The sequence below is a fragment of the Enterobacter asburiae genome (assembly GCA_011754535.1).
Lineage (GTDB): Bacteria > Pseudomonadota > Gammaproteobacteria > Enterobacterales > Enterobacteriaceae > Enterobacter > Enterobacter cloacae_N.
On sequence record JAAQVN010000001.1, the window covers coordinates 1420753 to 1446974 of the forward strand.

23 protein-coding genes are annotated in these 26222 nt (G+C 56.7%); 12 read left to right on the forward strand and 11 right to left on the reverse strand.

Features of this window, described 5'->3' with window-relative positions:
• Window positions 1–79 precede the first annotated feature (79 nt).
• Window positions 80–853 carry an esterase gene (gene ybfF, locus HBM95_06615; protein NIH42607.1) on the reverse strand — a complete coding sequence of 258 codons (774 nt, stop codon included), beginning with the start codon at window positions 851–853 and terminating at the stop codon, window positions 80–82.
• A 183-nt stretch (window positions 854–1036) separates the two neighbouring features.
• On the opposite strand from ybfF, the gene seqA reads away from it, so the two are divergent.
• Window positions 1037–1585 (forward strand): replication initiation negative regulator SeqA, encoded by a 549-nt coding sequence (seqA, locus tag HBM95_06620; GenBank protein ID NIH42608.1) that lies wholly within the window; start codon window positions 1037–1039, stop codon window positions 1583–1585.
• A gap of 24 nt (window positions 1586–1609) precedes the next feature.
• The gene (gene pgm, locus HBM95_06625) at window positions 1610–3250 is read left to right on the forward strand and encodes an alpha-D-glucose phosphate-specific phosphoglucomutase (protein ID NIH42609.1); all 1641 of its coding nucleotides are present in this window, start codon (window positions 1610–1612) and stop codon (window positions 3248–3250) included.
• A gap of 97 nt (window positions 3251–3347) precedes the next feature.
• On the opposite strand, the gene potE is transcribed toward pgm, so the two are convergent.
• The 9 genes from potE to kdpF form a co-directional block, all read right to left on the reverse strand.
• Entirely contained in the window at window positions 3348–4661 is a 1314-nt protein-coding gene (gene potE / locus HBM95_06630; GenBank protein ID NIH42610.1) for a putrescine-ornithine antiporter, read from the reverse strand.
• The gene (gene speF, locus HBM95_06635) at window positions 4658–6856 is read right to left on the reverse strand and encodes an ornithine decarboxylase SpeF (protein NIH42611.1); all 2199 of its coding nucleotides are present in this window, start codon (window positions 6854–6856) and stop codon (window positions 4658–4660) included. Before speF ends, potE begins: the two co-directional genes overlap by 4 nt.
• Before the next feature lie 255 nt (window positions 6857–7111).
• Window positions 7112–7216: a DUF2618 domain-containing protein gene (locus HBM95_06640; protein ID NIH42612.1), complete on the reverse strand. Its 105-nt coding sequence runs from the start codon at window positions 7214–7216 to the stop codon at window positions 7112–7114.
• Between the two features lie 279 nt (window positions 7217–7495).
• Window positions 7496–8173: a two-component system response regulator KdpE gene (kdpE, locus tag HBM95_06645; protein NIH42613.1), complete on the reverse strand. Its 678-nt coding sequence runs from the start codon at window positions 8171–8173 to the stop codon at window positions 7496–7498.
• Window positions 8170–10857 carry a two-component system sensor histidine kinase KdbD gene (gene kdbD / locus HBM95_06650; protein NIH42614.1) on the reverse strand — a complete coding sequence of 896 codons (2688 nt, stop codon included), beginning with the start codon at window positions 10855–10857 and terminating at the stop codon, window positions 8170–8172. The genes kdpE and kdbD overlap by 4 nt, the downstream gene beginning before the upstream one ends.
• Window positions 10858–11433, reverse strand: coding sequence for a potassium-transporting ATPase subunit KdpC (gene kdpC, locus HBM95_06655; protein NIH42615.1), 576 nt, complete (start codon window positions 11431–11433; stop codon window positions 10858–10860).
• 12 nt (window positions 11434–11445) lie between these two features.
• Window positions 11446–13494, reverse strand: coding sequence for a potassium-transporting ATPase subunit KdpB (kdpB, locus tag HBM95_06660; protein ID NIH42616.1), 2049 nt, complete (start codon window positions 13492–13494; stop codon window positions 11446–11448).
• An 18-nt stretch (window positions 13495–13512) separates the two neighbouring features.
• A complete protein-coding gene (gene kdpA / locus HBM95_06665; GenBank protein ID NIH42617.1) occupies window positions 13513–15192 on the reverse strand; it encodes a potassium-transporting ATPase subunit KdpA in 1680 nt (559 codons plus the stop codon).
• On the reverse strand, window positions 15192–15281 hold the full coding sequence (kdpF, locus tag HBM95_06670) for a K(+)-transporting ATPase subunit F (protein NIH42618.1): 90 nt from the start codon (window positions 15279–15281) through the stop codon (window positions 15192–15194). Before kdpF ends, kdpA begins: the two co-directional genes overlap by 1 nt.
• A 309-nt stretch (window positions 15282–15590) precedes the next feature.
• On the opposite strand from kdpF, the gene HBM95_06675 reads away from it, so the two are divergent.
• From HBM95_06675 to nei, 7 genes are all read left to right on the forward strand, one after another.
• Window positions 15591–15797, forward strand: a complete 207-nt coding sequence (locus tag HBM95_06675; protein NIH42619.1) for a YbfA family protein — start codon at window positions 15591–15593, stop codon at window positions 15795–15797.
• Between the two features lie 598 nt (window positions 15798–16395).
• Window positions 16396–17808, forward strand: a complete 1413-nt coding sequence (gene phrB, locus HBM95_06680; protein NIH42620.1) for a deoxyribodipyrimidine photo-lyase — start codon at window positions 16396–16398, stop codon at window positions 17806–17808.
• Window positions 17809–17818: 10 nt separating this feature from the next.
• The gene (locus HBM95_06685; protein NIH42621.1) at window positions 17819–18562 is read left to right on the forward strand and encodes a type 2 GTP cyclohydrolase I; all 744 of its coding nucleotides are present in this window, start codon (window positions 17819–17821) and stop codon (window positions 18560–18562) included.
• A 14-nt stretch (window positions 18563–18576) separates the two neighbouring features.
• Entirely contained in the window at window positions 18577–19233 is a 657-nt protein-coding gene (pxpB, locus tag HBM95_06690; protein NIH42622.1) for a 5-oxoprolinase subunit PxpB, read from the forward strand.
• Entirely contained in the window at window positions 19227–20159 is a 933-nt protein-coding gene (locus HBM95_06695; GenBank protein ID NIH42623.1) for a biotin-dependent carboxyltransferase family protein, read from the forward strand. Before pxpB ends, HBM95_06695 begins: the two co-directional genes overlap by 7 nt.
• On the forward strand, window positions 20146–20886 hold the full coding sequence (gene pxpA / locus HBM95_06700; protein ID NIH42624.1) for a 5-oxoprolinase subunit PxpA: 741 nt from the start codon (window positions 20146–20148) through the stop codon (window positions 20884–20886). Before HBM95_06695 ends, pxpA begins: the two co-directional genes overlap by 14 nt.
• Window positions 20887–20905: 19 nt before the next feature.
• Window positions 20906–21697, forward strand: coding sequence for an endonuclease VIII (nei, locus tag HBM95_06705; GenBank protein ID NIH42625.1), 792 nt, complete (start codon window positions 20906–20908; stop codon window positions 21695–21697).
• Window positions 21698–21781: 84 nt separating this feature from the next.
• Here nei and HBM95_06710 read toward each other — a convergent pair whose 3' ends face one another.
• Complete coding sequence (locus HBM95_06710) at window positions 21782–23065, reverse strand: citrate synthase (GenBank protein NIH42626.1); 1284 nt, start codon at window positions 23063–23065, stop codon at window positions 21782–21784.
• Between the two features lie 638 nt (window positions 23066–23703).
• Here HBM95_06710 and sdhC point away from each other — a divergent pair.
• Genes sdhC through sdhA form a run of 3 tightly spaced genes read left to right on the forward strand, consistent with a single transcriptional unit; the run spans window position 23704 to window position 26215 of the window.
• Entirely contained in the window at window positions 23704–24108 is a 405-nt protein-coding gene (gene sdhC / locus HBM95_06715) for a succinate dehydrogenase cytochrome b556 subunit (protein NIH42627.1), read from the forward strand.
• Window positions 24102–24449, forward strand: coding sequence for a succinate dehydrogenase membrane anchor subunit (sdhD, locus tag HBM95_06720; GenBank protein NIH42628.1), 348 nt, complete (start codon window positions 24102–24104; stop codon window positions 24447–24449). Before sdhC ends, sdhD begins: the two co-directional genes overlap by 7 nt.
• The gene (gene sdhA / locus HBM95_06725) at window positions 24449–26215 is read left to right on the forward strand and encodes a succinate dehydrogenase flavoprotein subunit (GenBank protein NIH42629.1); all 1767 of its coding nucleotides are present in this window, start codon (window positions 24449–24451) and stop codon (window positions 26213–26215) included. Before sdhD ends, sdhA begins: the two co-directional genes overlap by 1 nt.
• Window positions 26216–26222 lie beyond the last annotated feature (7 nt).

Here is a 26222-nt window from a genome sequence, read left to right on the forward strand (position 1 = left end):
TAAGCGCGCCATCATACATCACCAAAAACGGCACGCCAACGACTGGAAGCCTGTCATCTTCCAGTCGCTCTCTTTTTAATCAATTTGCAGTATCAGCGAGATAGCGGCGGATAGCGCGCAGTACAGCGTCAGGTTTTTCGGCGTGAACCCAGTGCCCGGCCCCGGCAATCACGTGGGCGCGCGCCTGCGGGAACTGTGCCAGCAGCGTGTCGCGGTAAGCGTCGGTAATATAAGGAGAGTGGCCGCCGCGAATAAAGAGAGCAGGGTGCGGCCAGGTGGGGACGGTTTCCCAGCCCACGATGTTGTTGTACTGGTCCCACAGCACCGGCACGTTAAAACGCCATTGCCCGTCAACAAACGACTTCAAAAGGAACTGCACCACGCCTTCTTCATCAAGATGTTCACGCATAACCGTTGCCGCCTGCTGACGTGTGGAAACGCCAGCTGCCGTTACAGCATTAATTGCTGCGAAAATCTCATCATGACGTCGAACGTCGTAGTCCACAGGGGCAACATCAATGACCACAAGCCCGGAAATGCGTTCTGGCGCCAGCGCGGTGAGCGCCATAACCGCTTTACCGCCCATTGAATGCCCGATGAGGGTCACCTTCTGCAGATTGTGCGCATCAAGCGTATCCAGCAGATCCTGCGCCATTGCCGCATAGGTCATTTCGTCTGAGCGGCCGGAAAGCCCGTGATTGCGCATATCAACCTGTAGAATATCGTGATCGGTGACCAAATCGCGGGCCAGCACGCCCAGGTTATCCAGGCAGCCAAAAAGTCCATGAACCAGCACGATGGGGGAATTATTGTTCGGCGATTGTGCAGTTTGCGCTCGGGTATTCAATTTCATGGCAAAGTTCTTTTTTTACGTATGTCAGGTTAGGGTATCATGTTGACCATTCTGCCGCCCGGCTGCAAGGTTCCAGTTTAATCTGACTTTTGCCGCCAACCTGGTTTGACGCTATCCGCTGTTGGGATTTGACCTTATAATCCCAATGACTTGTATTCAGATAAGATATCGCACTGGATTAAGATGAAAACAATCGAAGTTGATGACGAACTCTATCAGTATATTGCCAGCCAGACGCGGCATATCGGGGAGAGCGCGTCCGACATTTTACGGCGCATGCTTAAAATTTCCGCCGCTTCACAGCCTGCCACCCCAGTTACCAAAGATGTCGTGTCTCAGCCGAGCGTTGCTGCACAGGCAAAACCTGCCGTGACGCCGGTAAAAGATAAAGTGCGCGCGATGCGCGAGCTGCTGCTCTCCGACGAATATGCGGAGCAGAAAAAGGCGGTCAACCGTTTTATGCTGGTGCTGTCTACACTTTACGCCCTGGATAACAAAGCGTTTGCTGAAGCGACCGAGTCGCTGCACGGCCGTACCCGCGTCTATTTCGCGGGCGACGAGCAGACGCTGCTGCAAAATGGCAATCAAACCAAACCTAAACATGTCCCTGGCACCCCGTACTGGGTGATCACCAATACCAATACGGGCCGCAAGTGCAGCATGATTGAACACATCATGCAGTCCATGCAGTTCCCGGCGGAATTGATTGAAAAGGTTTGCGGTACAATTTAACCCTTGCATCATAAGGACCCGGTAATGGCAAATCACAGCCGTGCAGGCCAACCTGCACAACAAAGCGATTTGATTAACGTCGCTCAGCTGACCGCGCAGTATTACGTGCTGAAACCGGTCGTGGGCAACGCAGAACACGCAGTGAAGTTTGGTACATCTGGTCACCGCGGCAGCGCGGCGCGCCACAGCTTTAACGAACCGCATATTCTGGCCATTGCTCAGGCCATTGCGGAAGAGCGCGCCAAAAACGGCGTTACCGGTCCGTGCTACGTGGGCAAAGATACCCATGCGCTGTCTGAACCGGCGTTCATTTCCGTGCTGGAAGTGCTGGCGGCAAACGGCGTTGACGTGATTGTGCAGGAGAACAACGGCTTCACCCCAACGCCGGCGGTATCAAACGCAATCCTTGTGCACAACAAAAAAGGTGGCGCACTGGCAGACGGGATCGTTATCACGCCATCCCACAACCCGCCGGAAGACGGTGGTATCAAATACAACCCACCTAACGGCGGCCCGGCTGACACCAACGTCACCAAAGTGGTTGAAGATCGTGCAAACGCGCTGCTGGCTGACGGCCTGAAAGGCGTTAAACGTATTTCTCTTGATGAAGCGATGGCCTCCGGCCACGTGAAAGAGCAGGATCTGGTTCAGCCGTTCGTGGAAGGGCTGGCGGATATCGTCGATATGGCGGCGATTCAGAAAGCCGGCCTGAAGCTGGGCGTGGATCCGCTGGGCGGCTCCGGTATTGAGTACTGGAAGCGCATCGCCAAGCACTACAAGCTGGATCTGACCATCGTGAACGATCACGTCGATCAGACCTTCCGCTTCATGCACCTGGACAAAGACGGCGCGATCCGTATGGACTGCTCCTCCGAGTGCGCGATGGCGGGCCTGCTGGCGCTGCGCGACAAGTTCGATCTGGCCTTTGCTAACGACCCGGATTATGACCGTCACGGCATCGTCACCCCTGCCGGGCTGATGAACCCGAACCACTACCTGGCTGTTGCGATCAACTACTTGTTCCAGCACCGCCCGCAGTGGGGCAAAGAGGTGGCTGTCGGTAAAACGCTGGTCTCTTCTGCGATGATCGACCGCGTGGTGGACGCGCTGGGCCGCAAGCTGGTGGAAGTGCCGGTAGGCTTCAAGTGGTTCGTTGACGGTCTGCACGACGGCAGCTTTGGCTTCGGCGGCGAAGAGAGCGCGGGCGCGTCCTTCCTGCGCTTCGACTGCACCCCGTGGTCAACCGATAAAGACGGCATCATCATGTGCCTGCTGGCGGCGGAAATCACCGCGGTTACCGGCAAGAACCCGCAGGAACACTACAACGAGCTGGCGGCACGCTTTGGTGCGCCAAGCTATAACCGTATCCAGGCTGGCGCGACCTCTGCGCAGAAAGCTGCCTTGTCCAAACTCTCCCCAGAGATGGTCAGCGCAAGCACCCTGGCAGGCGATCCGATCACTGCCCGTCTGACGGCAGCACCGGGCAACGGCGCATCCATTGGTGGTCTGAAAGTGATGACCGAGAACGGCTGGTTCGCCGCGCGTCCGTCCGGTACGGAAGATGCGTACAAAATCTATTGCGAAAGCTTCCTCGGCGCTGAGCACCGCCAGCAGATTGAGAAAGAGGCGGTAGAGATTGTCAGCGAAGTGCTGAAAAACGCGTAAGTAGTGTTCTGGTGCGGGCTGATGCCCTCACCCCGGCCCTCTCCCACAGGGAGAGGGAGAAAAAGGCCCGGTAAGCGTTAGCGCCACCGGGCTTTTTTTAGCTATGTTTGTTCTTCAATTCAAACCGCGGTGACACCAGACCGTATAGCGTCCAGCCCATAAAGGTCACCATCGCGCCATACAGCATCGCCTCCTGGCCGGATGAGTAGAGCGCATAGAAGCTGTAGATTGCCCCAATCAGCGCCACAATATTCGCCGCACGCGCTTTGCGTGGATCAACTTTCGCCACCTTCTGAATGATCGCCAGCGCCGCCATCGACAGAATATACGGAATGATATTCGTTACCACCGCCAGGTTGACCAGCACGTTAAACTGGCTGTTCAGGGACGGGCTAATGGTCATCAGCGACAATCCACTCTGGAAGATGACAATCGCCAGCATCCCCTGCACCGGCGCATCCGCTTTGGTCACGCGGGAGAAGATTTTTGGGAAGTAACCTTCATCAGCCGAGGATTTAAACACCTGTGCGATGGTGAACTGCCAGCCGAGCAGCGAGCCGCAGCAGGACATCACCATCAGACCCATGATCACTTTCCCGACTTCCGGGGTGAACATCTGGGCAAAGGCCAGCCCGAACGGCGCCGTAGAGTTAGCCAGATCCATGTTTGGCACAATCCCGGCAATGACGTTAGTCGAGACGATATAGATCACCGCCGCGCCCAGCGTTCCGCCGAGGACCGCAATCGGCACGTTCTTCTCCGGGTTCTCTACCACTTCCGCGTTCGCGCAGGCGGATTCCAGACCCAGGAAGGCCCAGAGCGTCATGGCGATAGACGAGCCCACTGCCGTAAAGAACGGCACGTGGTGCGGATTCCAGGAGTTGGCGTAGAGCGTTGGGCTGAACCAGAACCAGCCGATGATGCACAGGCCGACAACCGGGATAATCACGCCCCAGACGGTGATGCTGGAGAGCTGACCGGTAATGCGCGCGCCACCAAAGTTGGCCACGGTGCAGATCCACAGAACCCCGATGGTCGCCAGCCCAATTTGTACCGGGCTGAGCGTCACGCCAAACAGCTCCGTGCCGTAGCCGACGGCGGAAATGGCAATCGCCACGTTGGCGATCAGCAGCGATACGCCGTAGGTGTAGTTCGCCATAAAGTTGCCGGACTTACCAAAGGCGTACTCGGCATAGCCGCCCATGCCACCTGACTTGCGGCTGAACATCCCACACTTGGCGAACGCCCACGCCAGCGCCATCGATCCTACGGCGGTAACAAGCCAGGAGATAATCGAAATCGTCCCCACTTCGGCGAGCTTGGTGGGCAGCATAATAATCCCGGAACCCATCATGTTGACCATGGTAAGGATAGTCAGCTGCACCACGCCCATCTTATTGGACTTACTCATAATTTCTCTCCTTTCAGCAGCGCGGGCTGAGCGGCGGATTGTTTGGTGACGTAGCAGCGAACCTGTTTGCGACCGTCACACTCCTCGACATACACGCCCTGCAACTCCGGCGCGAAGCCCGGCAGCAGGTTGATGCCTTCTTCCAGTGCGGCAAAGTAGCGCAGCACGGAACCGCCCCAGACTTCCCCTGGAACCACGCACAGCACCCCCGGTGGGTAAGGGAGCGCACCTTCAGCGGCGATGCGGCCTTCCGCGTTGCGCAGGGAGACCAGCTCGACCTCGCCGCGCAGGTAGGCGTAGTTCGCGTCCTGCGGATTCATCATCACACGTGGGAAGTGAGACTTGCGGAACATCTCTTTTTGCAGCTGCTTCACGTTGTGGCGGGCGTACAGGTCATGCATTTCCTGGCAGATCTGGCGCAGGGTGTAATCTGCGTAACGTTCCGGATGTTGTTTGTAGAGAGAAGGCAAGACCTCTTTCAGCGGAACATCGCTCTCGAGCAGTTTTTCGAAGCGCACCAGCTGTGCCACAAGCTGCTGCAGCTTGCCCATATCTTCCGCCGGCGTGAGCAGGAACAGGATCGAGTTGAGATCGCATTTTTCCGGCACGATGCCGTTTTCGCGAAGGAAGTTGGCAAGGATAGTGGCGGGCACGCCGAAGTCGTCATACTCCCCGGTGCGGGCGTTAATGCCCGGCGTGGTCAGCAGGAGCTTGCACGGGTCGATAAAATACTGGTGCTCAGCGTAGCCTTCAAAAGCATGCCAGTTTTCACCCGGCACGAAGTGGAAGAAGCGTAGATCGGTTGCAATCTCCGCCGTGTCCCAGCTTTCCCACGGACGGCCATCCACCGTCTCCGGCACGAACGGGCGCAGATACCGGCAGTTCTCCAGGATCAGCTTGCGCGCTTCGATACCGTTAACCACGCAGTCCATCCACATGTTGCGGCCGCTCTGGCCTTCATGCATGCGGGCGTTGATGTCCAGCGCAGCGAACAGCGGATAAAACGGGCTAGTGGAGGCGTGCATCATGAAGGCATTATTCAGCCGCTTATGTGGGACATAGCGCTGTTGACCTTTGATATGGCTGTCTTTCTTATGGATTTGCGAGGTCTGCGAGAAGCCAGCCTGTTGTTTATGCACGGACTGGGTGACAAGGATCCCCGGATCGTTTTCGTTCAGCTCCAGCAGCAGCGGCGAGCAGTCGGCCATCATCGGAATAAACTGCTCGTAACCCACCCAGGCCGAGTCAAACAGGATGTAATCACACAGGTGCCCAATCTTATCCACCACCTGACGGGCGTTATAGATGGTGCCGTCGTAGGTACCCAGCTGGATAACCGCCAGACGGAACGGACGTTCGTCGCGCGCGCGGCCCGGCGCCACCTCTGCTACCAACTCGCGCAGATAGCTTTCTTCGAAGCAGTGGGCGTCAATGCCGCCAATGAAGCCGTACGGGTTGCGCGCCGTTTCCAGATAGACCGGCGTTGCGCCAGCCTGGAGGAGGGCACCGTGATGGTTAGATTTGTGGTTATTACGGTCGAACAGCACCAGGTCGCCCGGGGTGAGCAGAGCGTTAAGCACCACTTTGTTGGATGACGAGGTACCGTTCAGCACGAAGTAGGTCTTATCGGCATTAAAGACTTTTGCCGCATGCTGCTGGGCGATGCACGGCGCGCCTTCGTGGATCAGCAGATCGCCCATCGCCACGTCGGCGTTGCACAGATCGGCGCGGAAAAGCGTCTCACCAAAGAAATCGACAAACTGATTGCCGGCAGGATGGCGGCGAAAGAACTGGCCACCCTGATGCCCCGGGCAGTCAAACGCGCTGTTGCCCTGTTTTACATAGTCGACAAGGGCGCGGAAAAACGGCGGGCGCAGCTGGGTTTCATACTTCTGGGCGGCCGCTTCCAGCTGGCGTCCATAAAAGTCGTTGCTGGTGTCTGAGAACTCAAATACGCCATGAATGCGCGATAAATAGTCTGCCGGGATGAACTCTTCTTTGTGTGTTGCGACAAATACGGGAATGCCAAAACCGGTGGCTTCTATTTCGTCCAGAATACCGCTGGCAATATCCGTAACCGTCAGAACAATGGCGGCAACATCAATATAATCAGAGGCGCGGACATCCACCAGTTCACGCTGGGTAGTAAAGCAATCCGGACATGCACGGCTGGCTGCGATTTTTAAACTTTTCATCTTTCTCTCTTTATTTTAGGTAATAAGCGTCCCTCGATTTCTTGCAAGAAAGAAATCGATAATTTTCCGGAAAAAAAAGCAAAGGGTGGCCGCTGATTAAAATCAGTGAATTGCTTTTTTGATGATTGAAATTCAGTCCGCCCGGTGCGGATGAGTCTGAATCAGGATGAATGAGCGCACGAGATCACAGGCAATAGCCTGTAAAATAAGATGTTTAAGGATGGCCTGTAAGCGAGTGCGCCAGAAGTCGAAGGACTACCGGGCATTAAAGAGATGAAAGTCAAAGCAGTTTCGGTGGGCAAACATCATGATATGTGTTGTCCGCCTTATATGGGGCATTAAGCGATTGTTGTTTTCCATGTTTCATTTTCCTTTCAGTAATTGAAAGCATGGTCATTTTATCCAGGAAAAGACGATTAACCGTGAGTTAGATCACCGTTAACCGATCAAATCAGAAATAAATATTCGTTTCAAATGAATATCGCAGATCAAAATTCTGATTTGTTGATGATGCGTTAACGGGTTGTTCTGTTAATGTTTTAAATGAGCGAAAATAACCCGAAAAAATAATGCATGGGTTATTTGTGAAATATTTTCTGAGGGATTTCGTTTTTATTAAAAAATAAAGTGAATAGTTATTCAAAGCATAAACCGATAACCGATACCGGTTTCAGTTAATAAATGGCGAGGGCGAGCGGGGTCGACTTCGAGTTTCTGACGAAGATGTCCCATATATATGCGTAGATAATGACTATGTTCTACAGCATTGGGTCCCCACACCTGACTTAACAGCTGGCGCTGGGTGAGTACCTTGCCGTGGTTGTTAAGCAGTACGGCAAGCAGGCGAAACTCTATTGGCGTGAGGTGAATTTCCTCATCGCCGCGCACAATGCGTCGCGCGGCCAGGTCAACCCGGATATCCCCAAATGTGTAGGTTGGGTCAGCAGGCGTGGTTGCGCTGTGGCGGCGCAGCGCCACGCGCAGGCGAGCCTGTAGCTCGCCGATACCAAAAGGTTTAATCAGATAATCGTCCGCCCCGGCATCCAGCGCCGCGATTTTATCCGTCTCTTCAGTACGGGCCGAGAGCACGAGGATCGGCATCTGGCTCCACTGACGCACTTCCCGGATAAAATCAATGCCGTCACCGTCCGGCAGGCCAAGATCGAGGATCACCAGGTCCGGCTTGCGGGTGGCGGCTTCAATTAAACCCCGCTGAAGCGTACCCGCATCATGAACGCGCAGACCGTCACCTTCCAGCGCAGCGCGCAGAAAACGGCTAATGGCGATCTCATCTTCAACAATCAGAACGTTGATCACAAATCCTCTGGTAATTCATTAAGTTCTGGCGGGGTTTCCAGAGGAAGTGTAACACAAAAACGCGCGCCGCCTTCCGGACGATTCTCCGCGGAGATGGTCCCGCCATGGACGTCAATAATTGCCTGGCAAATCGCCAGCCCCAGCCCCACGCCCGGAATGGCCGACTCTTTATTGCCGCGCGCGAATTTTTCAAAAATAGCCATCTCCTGCCCGGCAGGAATGCCCGGTCCGGTATCCCAGACGTCAAGATGAAGCGTGCCATCGTCCACCGTCGCATCCACGCCAATCCGGGCGCTGGCGCCCGCATATTTGCCGGCATTTTCCAGCAGGTTGATCAGCACCCGCTCAAAGAGCGGGCCATCAACGTGAATTAACGTCAGTGGCTCGGGCATGTTCAGCGCAATATGTCGCCCGCCTAAGCCAGGTTCGAGCATTTTCAGCGCGCTGCCCACCACTTCTTCGAGCGTGAGCCACTCTTTTTTGAGGTTAAAACCGCCTGACTGGATACGCGCCATATCGAGCAAGTTATTCACCAGGCGCGTGGTATTCAGCACATGCTGGCGGATTTCGCTGGCCTGAAGGGCGTGCTTAGAGCCTTCCGCTGCCAGGTCCAGCGTCAGAATTTCTGACTGGCCAAACAGGACGGTAAGTGGCGTACGCAGGTCGTGAGACAGCGCCGCCAGCAGCGAGTTACGAATGCTTTCCCGCTCGCTCGCCAGCCGGGCCTGTTCTTCGCTGGCAGTGAGCGCCAGCCGTTCCAGCGCGCTGGCAACCAGCAGGGTAAAGGTCTCCAGCAGTCGCTGCTGTTCGGGGATCATCAGCTGGCGCAGGTTGGAGGGCTCAACAATCACCAGCCCCTGATTTTTATCGGCACTGCGCAGCGGCAGAATTTGATAGGGTACGCCGGGCAGGGTGTCAGTCCCTGCGCCCGCGGGTAGCCCTTTATCAAAGCTCCAGCGCGCGATGGCTTCATCCCAGGGCGTCATGCCCGAGGCCGACGTCAGCGGGCGCAGCTTACCGTGTTCGTCAGGGAGTAAAATCAGGTTGCTGGCATGAAACGTCGAGCGAATAAACTGCTCGCTGGTCTGCACAATATCCAGCGGCGTACGGCCCACCGCCAGCGATTTAGACATCTCATACAGATGGCGCGTGCGCTGTTCGCGATAGCGGGCGATACGCGCCTGGTAGCGCACGCCGGCCGTCAGGTTCCCGATCACCAGCCCGACGGTGAGCATCACGCCGAAGGTGAGGATGTATTGCACGTCTGAAACCGCGAGCGTCCCGCGAGGATCAATAAAGAATAGATCGAAGCTGATGACGTTGATCACCGTCGCCAGTACCGACGGCCAGCGTCCGTAAAAGAGCGCCACCACCACTACGCCAAGCAGGTAGATCATCACCAGGTTGGCCGCGTCGAAGGCAATCAGCCATTTGCTGGCAATAATAGTGATCAGGGCGCAGAGCACAACGGCGACAAAACAGCCGCGAAGCTGAATACGCCATTTATCGCTGAAGGCACGGCTGTCCGGGGCGCGGCTGGGTAACGGCGTGGGCTTGTCATCCAGCGCCACGATCACCAGGTCCAGATCCGGCGCGCGGCGGGCCAGCTTGTCGGCAAAGGATTCGCGGCTAAACCAGCGGCGATGCTGGCGGCGGCCAATGACAATTTTCCCCAGGTTATGCTCCCGCGCGTAGCGCAGTATGGCTTTATCTTCCTGTGGATCGGAGAGCGTTGCGGTTTCAGCGCCCAGCTCCTGCGCCAGGCGCAGCGAACTCAGGATCGCGCGGCGCTGGTTTTCGGGCAGAGCGTGCAACTGCGGCGTTTCGACATACACCGCATGCCAGACGCTGCCAAATTTGGCCGCCAGGCGCGCAGCGGTGCGGACAAGCTTTTCATTGCCGCTGCCGTGCCCCACGCACAGCAGGATGGCATCCCGCGTATGCCAGACGCGCTCCTGGCCCTGCAGGTCGCGCCAGGCGCGCATCTGATCGTCGACGCGATCGGCAGTACGACGCAGAGCCAGCTCGCGCAGGGCAATCAGGTTACCTTTTCGGAAAAAATGTTCGATGGCGCGCTCGGCCTGGCCGGCGATGTAGACTTTGCCTTCATGCAGGCGCTGGCGTAAATCATCGGGGGGCAGGTCGACCAGCACCACCTCGTCCGCGGAATCAAAGAAGGGATCCGGCACCGTCTCTCGCACCTGAATGCCGGTCACGCCGCTGACCACGTCGTTCAGGCTTTCCAGATGCTGAACGTTAACCGTCGTGAAAACATCGATGCCGGCTTCAAGTAGCTCTTCAACATCCTGCCAGCGTTTTGGATGGCGTGAGCCTGGCGCATTGCTGTGCGCCAGTTCGTCCATCAGGATAAGGGCGGGACGGCGGGCGAGGGCTGCATCAATATCAAACTCAGTGACTAACCGACCACGATGGCTGATGCGGCGGGGCGGCTGGGTAGCCAGCCCCTTCAGCAGCGACGCCGTCTCTTTACGTCCGTGGGTTTCAACCACGCCGATCAGAATATCGAGCCCCTGCGCCCGAAGCCGCTGGGCTTCCGTCAGCATGGCGAAGGTTTTCCCGACGCCCGCGCAGGCGCCAAAGAAAATTTTCAGTTTGCCGCGATGGGCTTCAGCCGTCTGTTCAAGCAGCCTGTCCGGATCCGGGCGCATGGGCTCGTCGGTCATTTAGTTTTTCCTTAGCGCGTCCAGCGCCAGATTCAGCTCAACAATATTCACCACGGGCATGCCGATGAAGCTGACCAGCGGTTTTTGCGTGTGTTCAGCAACCAGCTTGCTCACCTGTTCGATGGTCAACTGACGGGCGGCGGCGACGCGCGGGATTTGCCAGGCCACTGCTGCCGGGGTCAGGCTGTAGTCCAGCCCGCTGGCCGAGGCGGTTACCAGCTCGACGGGCACCTCACGGGTGGCCAGCGGATTGGCAGCGCGCAGGGCTGCCACGCGCTCAGCAACGGCTTTATCCAGCTCAGGGTTGCTGCCCGCCAGGTTACTGCCGCCGGATGCCATCGGATTATACGGGCTTTCGGCAGTGGCGGAAGGGCGACCCTGGAAGTAACGAGCATCCGTAAAGTTCTGACCAATCAGGAGCGAACCGCGATTTTCACCGTTTTGCATAATCAGCGAGCCGTTGGCCTGATCCTTAAACCACCACTGGCCCAGCGCGGTAGTTACCAGCGGGTACAGCCCGCCGGTAATGAGAGACAGCAGAATAAACAGAAGTATAGCGGGGCGTAACATTGTCATTTGATTCACCTTTTAAACCAGCCCGAACAGGGTCAACAGCAGGTCGATAGCCTTGATACCGATGAAAGGCACCACCAGCCCGCCCAGGCCGTAAATCCACAGGTTGCGGCGCAGCATGGCGGCCGCCGTAAGTGGCTTATAGCTCACGCCCTTCAGCGCCAGCGGGATCAGGAAGACAATAATCAGGGCGTTAAAGATCACGGCGCTCAGAATGGCCGATGCCGGGGAGTGCAGGTGCATCACGTTCAGCGCGTTTAATTGCGGATAGGTCGCGGCAAACGCGGCCGGAATGATGGCGAAGTACTTTGCCACATCGTTAGCGATACTGAACGTGGTCAGCGAACCGCGCGTCATCAGCATCTGCTTGCCAATGTGCACCACCTCAATCAGCTTGGTCGGGTTTGAGTCGAGGTCGACCATATTCCCCGCCTCTTTTGCCGCCTGGGTACCAGAGTTCATCGCCACCGCCACGTCGGCCTGCGCCAGGGCAGGGGCGTCGTTGGTACCGTCACCGGTCATGGCGACCAGACGGCCTTCCGCCTGATACTGACGGATCAGCGCGAGCTTCGCTTCCGGCGTGGCCTCGGAAAGGAAATCATCCACGCCCGCTTCGGCGGCAATCGCCGCGGCGGTAAGACGGTTATCCCCGGTGATCATCACCGTTTTGATGCCCATTTTACGCAGCTGGGCAAAGCGCTCCTTGATGCCGCCTTTGACGATATCCTTCAGGGCAATCACCCCCAGCACGTTCGAGCCTTCTGCCACCACCAGCGGCGTGGCCCCCTGACGGGCCACGCTTTCCACCAGGCTGTCCACTTCTGGCGGGAAGTGGCCATTGTTTGCCTCAATGTGGCGACGAATGGCGTCAACGGAGCCTTTACGGATCATCCGGTCCTGAATGTTAATACCGCTCATGCGGGTTTGCGCCGTGAAGGGCACGAAGGTGGCATGCAGGCTCTGAACGTCGCGCTGGCGAAGGTTAAAACGCTGCTTGGCGAGGATCACGATACTGCGACCTTCAGGGGTTTCATCGGCAAGCGAGGAGAGCTGCGCGGCGTCCGCCAGCGTTTTTTCATCCACGCCCGGAGCGGGTAAGAATTCGGACGCCTGGCGGTTACCGAGGGTAATGGTCCCGGTTTTATCCAGCAGCAAGACATCCACGTCACCGGCTGCTTCAACCGCACGCCCGCTGGTGGCGATGACGTTTGCACCGAGCATGCGGCTCATGCCGGCCACGCCGATGGCCGACAGCAGGCCGCCGATGGTGGTGGGGATCAGGCAGACCAGCAGCGCCACCAGCACCGTGATGGTGACCGCGGTGCCGCCGTAAGCGGAGAACGGCCACAGCGTCGCGGTTGCCAGCAGGAAGACGATTGTCAGGGCCACCAGCAGGATGGTCAGGGCGATTTCGTTAGGTGTTTTACGGCGCTGGGCGCCTTCCACCATGGCGATCATCCTGTCGAGGAAAGTTTCGCCCGGGTTGACGCTGCACTGGATCACCAGCCAGTCGGAAAGAATGCGCGTCCCGCCCGTCACGGAGGCAAAATCGCCGCCGGATTCACGGATCACCGGCGCGGACTCTCCGGTAATGGCGCTTTCGTCTACCGATGCGCCACCCTCAATGACTTCACCGTCGCAGGGGATGATGTCTCCGGCTTCCACCAGCACCACATCGCCTTTGCGCAGTTCATCCGCCGGAACGTGGTCCATCTGCGCGCCGTATTTCGGCTCACGCAGCTTGCGCGCAAACGCCGTTTTTTTCACCCCTTTCAGGCTGTTGGCCTGCGCTTTACTCCGGCCTTCCGCCAGCGCTTCCGCAAAGTTGGCGAACAGCACGGTAAACCACAGCCACAGGCTGATGGCGCCGGTAAACATCGCGTTTCCCGGCATGTGGCCCGTCCCCATGGCAATCGCCAGGGCGGTGGTCAGGACGCTTCCCGCCCAGACAATAAACATCACCGGGTTGTGCCACTGCACGCGCGGGCTCAGCTTTTTGACCGCATCCATAAGCGCCTGACGAACTAACGTCGGTTCGAGCAGGGCCAGTTGTTTACGACTCATGACAAATACTCCGCAAAATCAGCGTAAAGAGAGAGTTTCCGCGACCGGGCCTAACGCGAGGGCGGGGATAAAGGTCAGGGCGCCGACCAGCAACACGGTGCCCGTCAGCAGGCCGATAAACAGCGCGCCGTGGGTCGGTAATGTCCCGGTGGTGGTCGGTTGAATTTTCTTATTCACCAGCGATCCGGCAATCGCCATGACCGGCACAATGACCCCGAAGCGACCCACAAACATGCAGAACGCCAGCAGGCAGTTCCAGAACGGTGAGTTGGCGCTTAAGCCCGCAAAGGCGCTGCCGTTGTTGTTGGCGGCAGAGGAGACCGCATAAAGCACTTCACTAAAGCCGTGAATGCCGGGGTTAAAAATGCCGCTGCGTCCGGCCTCGGTCATCAGCGCCAGCGCGGTGCCGAGCAGCACAAGCGCCGGGGTGACCAGAATCGCCAGCGCGGTTAACTTCATCTCGCGAACGTCGATTTTTTTACCGAGGTATTCCGGGGTGCGGCCAATCATCAGACCGGCAATAAATACCGCCAGCAGTACGAACAGCAGCATGCCGTAAAGACCTGAACCCACGCCGCCAAACACCACCTCGCCAATCTGCATCAGCCACATCGGGAGCATGCCGCCAAGCGCGGTGAAAGAGTCGTGCATGGCGTTCACCGCCCCGCACGAGGCCGCCGTAGTGACCACCGCATACAGGCTGCTGGCGAGAATGCCGAAGCGGCTCTCTTTCCCTTCCATATTGATATTGCTATTCGCCCCAAGCTGCATGAAATGGCTGTTACCGTTCCATTCCGCCCACATCACCAGCGCGACACAGACCACGAAGATCAGCGACATGGTCCAGAGTAGGGTGCGGCCCTGACGGCGATCGTTGACCACGTCACCAAAGGCAAAGCAGAGCGCAGCGGGGATCAGGAAGATCGCCAGCATCTGCACAAAATTGGTCAGGGCGGTAGGGTTTTCAAACGGATGCGACGAGTTGGCGTTGAAGAAGCCGCCCCCGTTCGTCCCGAGCATCTTGATAGCTTCCTGTGACGCCACTGGCCCCATCGGCAGGAGCTGTTTTGCGCCTTCAAGCGAGGTATAAGGCGCGTAAGGCAGCAGGTTTTGCAGGCTGCCCTGCTGAATAAAGAACAGCGCGATAAGCAGTGCAATCGGCAGCAGGATCCACAGCGTAATGCGCGTTAAATCCACCCAGGCGTTACCCAGAGTACTGATTTTTTGACGTGCAAACGCACGCGTCAGCGCGAAAATTACCGCGATACCGCTGGCGGCAGAGAGGAAGTTCTGCACGGTTAACCCAGCCATCTGGCTGAAATAGCTGAGCGTGGTTTCACCGGCATAGGACTGCCAGTTGGTGTTGGTAACGAAACTGACTGCCGTATTCAGCGCCAGGTGCCAGGACAGGCCCGGCAACTGTTGCGGATTTAGCGGCAGGATGCCCTGAAGCATCAGCATGGCAAAAAGTGCAATCAGCCCGACAATATTCAGCAGCAGAATGGCGATCAGATATTCACGCCAGCTCATCTCCCGATCGTCGATTCCCAGTACGCGCCAGATCCCTTTTTCAACGCTTCCCGTGCCGGGCAGGGGGACGTTGTTGATAAGCCGTGCCAGTCCCGTTCCCAGCGGCCTTGCCAGAACGAACAATACCACTAAGAAACTGGCAATAAGCAAAAACGCCTGAGCAGTCATCAGAATGCCTCCGCGTTAATCAGGGCATAGACCAGATAACCCAATAACAGGAACACCAGCACGATGCCGGCAATAAGACCTGCACTCACAATCCACCTCCGGGTGACTTTTGTTGTTGTGCTAACAGTAGGATTTACGGCGCAAAGATTTCGCAAAAATGCGGAGGGCGGATGTAAAAAAAGTATAAAAATGCCAAAGGCCACAAATTAACTATTGATAAGTAAACTGTTAACTTTTTTGTAACTTAATTACGGCGGAAGTGTAAATATTCACTAAATGGATAAAAATAAGTGGTCGGATGAGTAGTAAAATTACACGCAAAGCGATATTATTTTATCCAGGTCACAGATTTCACATTTTCCGGAGAAGGTTTCCGGCCAACTACAGGGGAGAAAAATATGGATCTTTATAAAGAGTATCCGGCTCATATCGTGTTCATGCGTCGCACTTTCGCCGTAGTGGCTGGCGTGCTGGCCCTGCCGGTGATGCTGTTCTGGAAAGATCGTGCGCGTTTTTACAGTTATCTGCACCGCGTCTGGGCGAAAACCAGCGAAAAGCCGGTGTGGATGGATCAGGCCGAGAAAGCGACCTGCGATTTCTACTGAAACGACGCTGACGCGTAGCTATAAAAAAACCGCCAATAGCAATATGGCGGTTTTTTTGTCCCTCGGGATTCGCGGTCCGTTGGGTGGTCTTGCAGCCCCTACCCGGGATTTTTATCATACCCTCCTGTAATCAGATGGCAATCCCTCGAAGCCTTTATAAATTCCTAATTTTATTCGAGTATCTTACCTTTATAGCGGATGTTAATTATGATGCTGCGTCCCTTTCCGCCATCTCGCAAATGGGCATCGGTCCTGGGAAAGGTGTATTTACAGCCGTAAAGCAGCCCGCCTACCCGGGCTTGTGTCCACCGACTTATCACCGGTGGTGAACGGTGGAGCGGTTAGCTGCAGGGACCGCATAATGAAACGCTATTTTTGCATCGCGTTCATTGTCGCCAGCGTACTCGTTGTAAAGAGCGATGAACCGAATGTGTTTGTCGCTTTAACCACGATAGCGCAGGACAAGTAGCGTTAAGGCCGCCTTGAGCGGCCTTTTTTATTTCATCCCGTCTACACTTCATGGCAAAGTAGTTCAATGCATGCTTTTTCCTTTTACGGCATGCCCTTATGGACATAATGGATATTCGCCTGGAGTTTTATGCCCACCCATCTGGTTTGGTTTCGCGCGGATTTGCGCGTACATGACAACATCGCACTCGCGGCCGCTTGTCGCGCCAAAGACGCTAACGTATTGGCTCTGTTTATGGCTACGCCCGAGCAGTGGCGGCAGCACGATATGGCTCCGCGGCAGGCGGCTTACCTCAAATCCCATCTGAACGAACTGCAACGCGCGCTTGCCGAAAAAGGCATTCCGCTGATCTACAAAGTGGTCAGCGATTTTACCGCGCAGCTTCATATGCTGCAGGAGATATGTCAGCAGAACGGCGTTACGCATCTTTTTTATAACTACCAGTACGAACTGAACGAACAGCAGCGGGACCGCCAGCTGGATAAAATGCTCGGAGAGGTGGTTTGTGAGGGATTTGATGACAGCGTGATGCTGGCACCGGGCAGCGTGATGACCGGCGGTCACGAAATGTATAAAGTGTTTACGCCGTTTAAAAATGCTTTTGTTAAACGCCTGAAAGAGGCGCTGCCGGAGTGCGTACCTGCGCCCGCCGTCAGAGGGGAGGCTATAACCAATCTGCCTGAATTAACGTTTAGCTATCCCCAACAGGCATTTGATGAACTACTGTTTCCTGCCAATGAGAAGGCCGCTATTGCGAAGCTGCGCCAGTTTTGCAAACAGGGTGCGGGAGAGTACGACGCGCGCAGGGATTTCCCGGCAATTGAAGGGACAAGCCGTTTATCGGCAAGCCTGGCGCTGGGCGTGCTCTCTCCTCGCCAGTGTTTACATCGTCTTCTGGCCGAACAGCCGCAGGCGCTGGACGGAGGGGCGGGCTCGGTGTGGCTGAACGAACTTATCTGGCGTGAATTTTATCGCCATCTGATGACGTATCATCCCGATCTCTGTAAGCATCGTCCGTTCATTCCCTGGACCGATAACGTCAAATGGCAGCACGATGAGGCACTTTTACAGGCCTGGCAAAAAGGGGAGACGGGCTTTCCGATTGTTGATGCCGCCATGCGCCAGCTAAATGAAACCGGATGGATGCACAACCGTCTGCGAATGATTACCGCCAGCTTCCTGGTGAAAGATCTGCTTATCGACTGGCGCGTCGGGGAGCGCTATTTTATTTCTCAGCTGATTGACGGTGACCTGGCGGCGAATAACGGCGGCTGGCAGTGGGCGGCCTCTACCGGCACCGATGCGGCTCCCTATTTCAGGATTTTTAATCCGACTACCCAGGGACAAAAATTTGATGCTAACGGCGACTTTATTCGCCGCTGGTTGCCCGCGCTCAGGAACGTTCCTGCAAAAGCGATCCACGACCCGTGGGCATGGGCGGATAAACAGGGCGTAAAGCTCGATTATCCCCGCCCGATCGTTGACCATAAACAGGCGCGCGTCGCCACGCTGGCGGCGTACGAGGCCGCACGAAAAGTTTGAGAGAATGATGATGAAAAACAGTGAACTGGAACGCCTGATTAACGAAAAGCTTAATACCGCCTCCTTCAGCGACTACGGCCCGAATGGCCTGCAGGTGGAAGGGCGCGAAACGGTGCAGAAAATCATCACCGGCGTGACGGCAAGCCAGGCGCTGCTGGATGAGGCGGTGCGTCAGGACGCCGATGCGGTGATTGTCCATCACGGCTACTTCTGGAAAAACGAATCGCCGATTATTCGCGGCATGAAGCGCAATCGCCTCAAAACGCTGCTGGCGAATGACATCAATCTGTACGGTTACCATCTGCCGCTGGATGCACATCCGGAACTGGGGAATAACGTCCAGCTGGCGCAGCTGTTGGGGATTACCGTAATGGGCGAAATCGAGCCGCTGGTGCCGTGGGGTGAACTGTCGATGCCGGTACCGGGCCTGGAGCTGGCTTCCTGGATCGAGGCGCGCCTGGGGCGTCATCCGCTGTGGTGCGGCGATACCGGGCCGGATAAGGTGAAGCGTGTGGCCTGGTGTACCGGCGGCGGTCAGGGCTTTATCGACAGCGCCGCGCGCTTTGGTGTCGATGCGTTTATTACCGGCGAAGTCTCCGAGCAGACGGTTCACTCTGCGCGCGAGCAGGGGCTGCATTTTTACGCGGCAGGCCACCACGCTACCGAGCGCGGCGGTATTCGCGCCCTCAGCGAGTGGCTGACGGAAAATACCGATCTTGATGTGACTTTTATTGATATTCCTAATCCGGCCTGATGAGAGGTAGTTAAGTGCAGCGAGCGCGTTGTTATCTTCTGGGTGAAACCGCAGTCGTTCTGGAGCTTGAACCGCCGGTTACGCTCGCCACGCAGAAGCGTATCTGGCGGCTGGCACAGCGTCTGCCCGACATGCCGGGCGTCGTTGAGGCCATTCCGGGTATGAATAATATCACGGTGGTGTTGCGTAACCCGCACACGGGGGCGCTGGATGCGATTGAGCGCCTGCAGCGCTGGTGGGAGGAGAGCGAAGCGCTGGAGCCTGAATCGAGGACGATTGAGATCCCGGTTGTTTATGGCGGTAAGGGTGGCCCCGATCTGCGCGTAGTAGCCGAACACTGTGGGCTCACGGAAAAGCAGGTTGTTGAACTGCACAGCTCGGTGGAGTACGTCGTCTGGTTTCTGGGTTTTCAGCCGGGCTTTCCGTATCTGGGCGGACTATCTCCCCGGCTGCATACCCCGCGTCGGGCCGAACCGCGCCTGAGCGTTCCCGCGGGAACGGTGGCGATTGGCGGTGAACAAACTGGAATTTATCCGCTTACCTCACCGGGTGGCTGGCAGCTTATCGGGCACACCTCCATGCCGCTATTTGAACCGGGGCAGGATGCGCCGATCCTCCTGCAACCAGGTGATACCCTGCGCTTTATCCCGCAGAAGGAGGGGGTATGTTAACGCTTATTCGCGCGGGGCTTTACACCTCCGTTCAGGATGCCGGGCGCTTTGGCATGCGCCAGTCCGGCGTGAGCTACTGCGGCGCGCTCGATCGTCCATCTCTGGAGATTGCTAACCTGCTGGTCGGCAACCCGGGCAGTACGGCGGCGCTAGAAATTACTCTGGGTCAGTGTGTGATTGAGTTTGGTCAGGAGACCTGGTTCGCCTTAACCGGCGCGGGCTGCGACGCGACACTGGACGGCAAAGCGGTGTGGACCGGCTGGCGCCTGCGGGCGAAGGCCGGGCAGCGCTTGACGCTCAAACGTCCGCTCCACGGCGTGCGTAGCTATCTTGCGGTGGCGGGGGGCATTGACGTGCCGGAGGTATTGGGGTCATCCAGTACCGATCAAAAAGCGGGCATCGGTGGACATGAAGGGCGCCTGCTGCGCGACGGGGATCGCCTGGCGATTAAGCCGTCAGCGCGCCATTTCTCCACCACGCAGGGCGTAAAACAGCTGCTGTGGGGGAACGTGATCCGCGCCTTGCCGGGACCGGAATATCAGGAGTTTGATGAGGCTTCTAAAGAGTCGTTCTGGCGCGCGCCGTGGAAGATCAGCCCGCAGAGTAACCGCATGGGCTACCGTCTGCAGGGGCAGCCGCTGACCCGCACGACGGACCGGGAGCTGCTTTCCCACGGCTTGCTGCCGGGCGTGATTCAGGTGCCAGGCAACGGGCAGCCCATCGTGCTGATGAACGATGCGCAAACCACCGGCGGTTACCCGCGCATTGCCTGTATTATCGACGCGGATCGCTACCATCTGGCGCAAATTCCTCTCGGCCAGCCGATTCATTTCGTACAGTGTTCGCTGGAGGAGGCGCTGAAAGCGCGGCAAGATCAGCAGCGTTATCTCGAACAGCTGGCGTGGAGGCTTGATGGTAAAGATTGATTTAAACGCCGATCTGGGGGAGGGCAGCAGCGCCGATGCGGAACTGATGACCCTGGTCTCCTCGGTCAATATCGCCTGCGGCTTTCACGCGGGGGATGCTCAAATCATGCTGGAGAGCGTGCGTAATGCCATTAAAAACGGCGTGGCGATTGGCGCTCACCCGAGCTTCCCTGACCGGGAGAACTTTGGCCGCACGGCGATGGATCTGCCCCCTGAGACGATCTACGCGCAAATGCTCTACCAGATCGGTGCGCTGAAGGCGATGGTGCGTGCTGAGCACGGCGTGCTGCGCCACGTGAAGCCGCACGGTATGCTCTACAATCAGGCGGCGAAAGATGCTGCTCTGGCGGACGCCATTGCCCGCGCGGTGCGGGACTGCAATCCGCAGCTGATTTTGGTGGGCCTGGCGGGCAGCGAGCTTATTCGCGCCGGAAAGCGGCTGGGGCTAACGACGCGCCAGGAAGTGTTTGCCGATCGGGGATACATGCCGGACGGCAGTCTGGTTCCGCGCACGCAGGCCGGTGCGCTGATTACTGATGAAGGCAAAGCGCTGGCGCAGACGCTGGAGATGGTGCGCGCCGGGCGGGTTACCGCCGTGGATGGAACTTCGGCAATTGTTCAGGCCGATACGGTGTGTTTACACGGCGACGGTGAGCATGCGCTCCAGTTCGCGCGCCGCCTGCGGGCAGCGTTCTCTGAAGAGGGCATCCTCGTCAGCGCCGAATAATGACGATAAGGACACAAAAATGCCAGAAGGTCCGGAGATCCGCCGCGCGGCGGATAGCCTGGAGGCGGCGATAAAGGGCAAACCCCTGACCGATGTCTGGTTTGCTTTTCCTCAGCTAAAACCGTTTGAATCAGAGCTGGAGGGGCAGACGGTGACCCACATTGAAACGCGCGGCAAAGCGTTGCTCACGCATTTTTCCCATAACCTGACGTTATATAGCCATAACCAGCTTTACGGCGTCTGGCGCGTGGTGGAGTCGGGTGAACAGCCGCAAACCACCCGCGTGCTGCGCGTCAGGCTGCAAACGGCGGATAAGGCGATCCTGCTGTACAGCGCGTCAGATATCGAAATGTTAACGCCGGAGCAACTGCTCACGCATCCATTTCTTCAGCGTGTCGGGCCGGACGTGCTGGACATGCGCCTGACGGCGAGCGACGTGAAGGCACGTCTGTTATCACCAAAATTCCGCAACCGTCAGTTTTCCGGGCTGTTGCTCGATCAGGCGTTCCTGGCCGGATTAGGTAACTACCTGCGGGTGGAGATCCTCTGGGAAGTGGGGCTGGCGCCGCAGCACAAAGCCTCGCAGCTGAGCGATGAACAGCTGGAGGCGCTGTCGGAGGCGCTGCTGGATATTCCGCGGCTGTCTTACAACACGCGCGACGTGGTGGATGAGAACAAACATCACGGGGCGCTGTTCCGGTTCAAGGTGTTTCATCGGGCGGGTAAGAAGTGCGAGCGGTGTGGCGGGATAATTGAGAAGACCACGCTCTCTTCACGACCGTTTTACTGGTGTCCTCGGTGCCAGACGTAAAAAAGCCGGGTGGCGGCTACGCCTTACCCGGCCTACATTTCGCACTTATAGGCCCGGCAAGCGAAGCGCCGTCGGGCGTGTTTATTAGCGCTTAATATCAGACTTAAAATCACGCTGCTCGTAGCCGGTATACAGCTGACGAGGACGAGCAATTTTCATGCCTTCGCTGTGCATTTCGTTCCAGTGCGCAATCCAGCCCACGGTACGCGCCATGGCGAAGATCACGGTGAACATGGAAGACGGAATGCCCATCGCTTTCAGAATAATGCCAGAGTAGAAATCGACGTTCGGGTAGAGTTTCTTCTCGATGAAGTACGGGTCGTTCAGCGCGATGTGTTCCAGCTCCATCGCCACTTCCAGCAGATCATCTTTGGTACCCAGCTCTTTCAGCACTTCGTGGCAGGTCTCACGCATGACGGTGGCGCGCGGGTCGTAGTTTTTGTAAACACGGTGACCGAAGCCCATCAGGCGGAAGGAGTCATTCTTGTCTTTCGCACGACGCACGAACTCAGGAATATGCTCAACGGTGCTGATCTCTTCCAGCATCTTCAGAGCCGCTTCGTTCGCGCCGCCGTGCGCCGGTCCCCACAGGGAGGCGATGCCCGCAGCGATACAGGCGAACGGGTTCGCGCCTGAAGAGCCTGCGGTACGGACGGTAGAGGTAGAGGCGTTCTGTTCGTGGTCAGCGTGCAGGATCAGAATACGGTCCATTGCGCGTTCCAGCACCGGGTTCACTTCGTACTCTTCGCACGGCGTGGAGAACATCATGCGCAGGAAGTTACCGGCGTAGGAGAGGTCGTTACGTGGGTACACAAACGGCTGGCCGATGGAGTATTTGTAACACATCGCCGCCATGGTAGGCATTTTGGACAGCAGACGGAACGCCGCGATATCACGGTGACGCGGGTTATTCACGTCAAGAGAATCGTGGTAGAACGCCGCCAGCGCACCGGTAATACCGCACATCACCGCCATCGGGTGAGAGTCACGACGGAACGCATGGAACAGACGGGTAATCTGCTCATGGATCATGGTGTGACGGGTTACGGTGGTTTTGAATTCATCGTATTGCGCCTGCGTCGGCTTTTCGCCGTTCAGCAGGATGTAGCACACTTCCAGGTAGTTGGATTCGGTGGCTAACTGATCGATGGGGAAGCCGCGATGGAGCAGGATACCTTCGTCACCGTCAATGTAGGTGATTTTGGATTCGCAAGATGCGGTAGAGGTAAATCCAGGGTCAAAGGTAAATACTCCTTTGGAACCCAGCGAACGGATATCAATAACATCCTGACCGAGCGTGCCTTTTAGCACATCCAGTTCAATAGCATCATCACCATTTAGGGTGAGTTTTGCCTTTGTATCAGCCATTTACGGTCTCCTTAGCGCCTTATGCTTAAGACTGCTTTTACCGGATTTGCATTCAGCTGTTAATCACCGTTACCAGATTGTTATTTGGCTTACCGCTCAGCTCACGAGGAGTAACCAGGGTACAGAGCTATGGCGCCTTGCAGGTAAACGAATGAAATATCAGTGAAACAACAGCAAATCAGCGTTTTTGCAGTCCGAATTATTCAAACCTGTATATCACTAATAACTGTCCTGATAACTTCGGTCAATACCATCACACTGTTACATAACTATTTGTCAGGTGAAAGAGAGACCTCATAACTTTTGCGCATTATATGCCTTTTCTGATGACGTTTGTAACAATATTGTTTAACATTTGTCAAATCAGATGATTAAAAATTAAAAAGATGTTGTTATCGTGACCCTGATCACTGTTCCAGAGAAAACCCAACAAACTGTATGTAGGTTAATTGTAATGATTTTGTGAACGGCCTATACTGCCGCCAGGTCTCCGGAACACCCTGCAATCCCGAGCCACCCAGCGTTGTAACGTGTCGTTTTAGCATCTGGAAGCAATGTTTTGCATGACGCGCAGTTATAGAAAAGGAACGCTGCTTGACCCGCATCGCAGTCCGGAGGAAGGAAACAATAAGAACAGCATGTGGGCGTTATTCATGATAAGAAATGTGAAAAAACAAAGACCTGTCAATCTGGATCTGAAAACGATCCGGTTCCCCGTAACAGCAATAGCGTCCATTCTGCACCGTGTTTCTGGTGTGATTACGTTTGTGGCGGTCGGTATTTTGCTGTGGTTACTGGGCACCAGCCTCTCTTCCCCTGAAGGATTCCTCCAGGCTTCGGCCATCATGAACAGCTTCTTCGTGAAATTCATCATGTGGGGCATTCTGACCGCGCTGGCATACCACGTCGTCGTGGGTGTTCGCCATATGCTGATGGACTTTGGCTATCTCGAAGAGACCTTCGAAGCCGGGAAACGCTCCGCAAACATTTCATTTGTGATTACTGTCGTGCTTTCACTTCTCGCAGGAGTTCTCGTATGGTAAGCAACGCCTCCGCATTAGGACGCAACGGCGTACATGACTTCATTCTGGTCCGTGCTACCGCTATCGTTCTCACCCTTTACATCATCTATATGATCGGTTTCTTCGCGACCAGCGGCACGCTGACGTGGGAAATCTGGAGTGGGTTCTTCGGATCCGCCTTCACCAAAGTGTTCACCCTGCTGGCCCTGTTCTCCATCCTTATTCATGCCTGGATTGGCATGTGGCAGGTGTTGACCGATTACGTTAAACCGCTGGCGATTCGCCTCCCGCTGCAGCTGGCCATTGTTGTTGCACTGGTGGTTTACGTTATTTATGGATTCGTTGTGGTGTGGGGTGTGTAATGAAACTGCCAGTCAGAGAATTTGATGCTGTTGTAATTGGTGCCGGTGGCGCAGGTATGCGTGCCGCACTACAAATTTCCCAGAGCGGCCAGACCTGTGCGCTGCTCTCTAAAGTGTTCCCGACCCGTTCCCACACTGTGTCTGCGCAGGGCGGTATCACCGTTGCGCTGGGTAACTCCCACGAAGATAACTGGGAATGGCACATGTACGACACGGTTAAAGGTTCCGACTATATCGGCGACCAGGATGCCATCGAATATATGTGTAAAACCGGCCCGGAAGCGATTCTGGAGCTGGATCACATGGGGCTGCCGTTCTCCCGTCTGGAAAATGGCACCATCTATCAGCGTCCGTTTGGCGGCCAGTCGAAAAACTTCGGCGGCGAGCAGGCGGCACGTACCGCGGCGGCGGCTGACCGTACCGGCCACGCGCTGCTGCACACCCTGTATCAGCAGAACCTGAAAAACCACACCACCATCTTCTCCGAGTGGTACGCGCTGGATCTGGTGAAAAACGCCGATGGCGCGATCGTGGGCTGTACCGCGCTGTGCATCGAAACCGGTGAAGTGGTTTACTTCAAAGCCCGCGCTACCGTGCTGGCGACCGGCGGCGCAGGCCGTATTTACCAGTCCACCACCAACGCCCACATCAACACCGGTGACGGTGTCGGTATGGCTATCCGCGCGGGCGTGCCGGTGCAGGATATGGAGATGTGGCAGTTCCACCCAACCGGTATCGCCGGTGCGGGCGTGCTGGTAACAGAAGGCTGCCGTGGTGAAGGTGGCTACCTGCTGAACAAACACGGCGAGCGCTTCATGGAGCGTTATGCCCCGAATGCGAAAGACCTGGCGGGTCGTGACGTGGTGGCGCGTTCCATCATGATCGAAATCCGTGAAGGCCGCGGCTGTGACGGCCCATGGGGTCCACACGCGAAGCTGAAGCTCGACCATCTGGGTAAAGAGGTGCTGGAATCCCGTCTGCCGGGCATCCTGGAACTGTCCCGCACCTTCGCCCACGTCGACCCGGTGAAAGAGCCGATTCCGGTTATCCCAACCTGCCACTACATGATGGGCGGTATTCCGACCAAAGTGACCGGCCAGGCGCTTACCGTGAACGAGCAGGGCGAAGACGTGGTTATCCCTGGCCTGTTCGCCGTAGGCGAAATTGCCTGCGTGTCCGTACACGGCGCAAACCGTCTGGGCGGCAACTCGCTGCTGGACCTGGTAGTGTTTGGTCGTGCGGTGGGTCTGCATCTGCAGGAATCCATTGCCGAGCAGGGCGCGCTGCGTGACGCAACCGACGACGAAATCGATGCCTCTCTTGAGCGCCTCAACCGCTGGAACGGTAACCGTAACGGCGAAGATCCGGTTGAAATCCGTAAAGCGCTGCAGGAGTGCATGCAGCATAACTTCTCGGTATTCCGCGAAGGCGACGCGATGGCCAAAGGTCTTGAGCAACTGAAAGCGATCCGCGAGCGTCTGAAAAATGCCCGTCTGGACGACACCTCCAGCGAGTTCAACACCCAGCGCGTTGAGTGCCTGGAGCTGGATAACCTGATGGAAACCGCGTTCGCGACGGCGATGTCGGCAAACTTCCGTACCGAAAGCCGTGGCGCGCATAGCCGCTTCGACTTCCCGGATCGTGATGACGAAAACTGGCTGTGCCATTCCCTGTATCTGCCAGAGTCGGAAACCATGACGCGTCGTAGCGTCAATATGGAACCGAAACTGCGTCCGGCGTTCCCGCCGAAGATTCGTACTTACTAATGCGGAG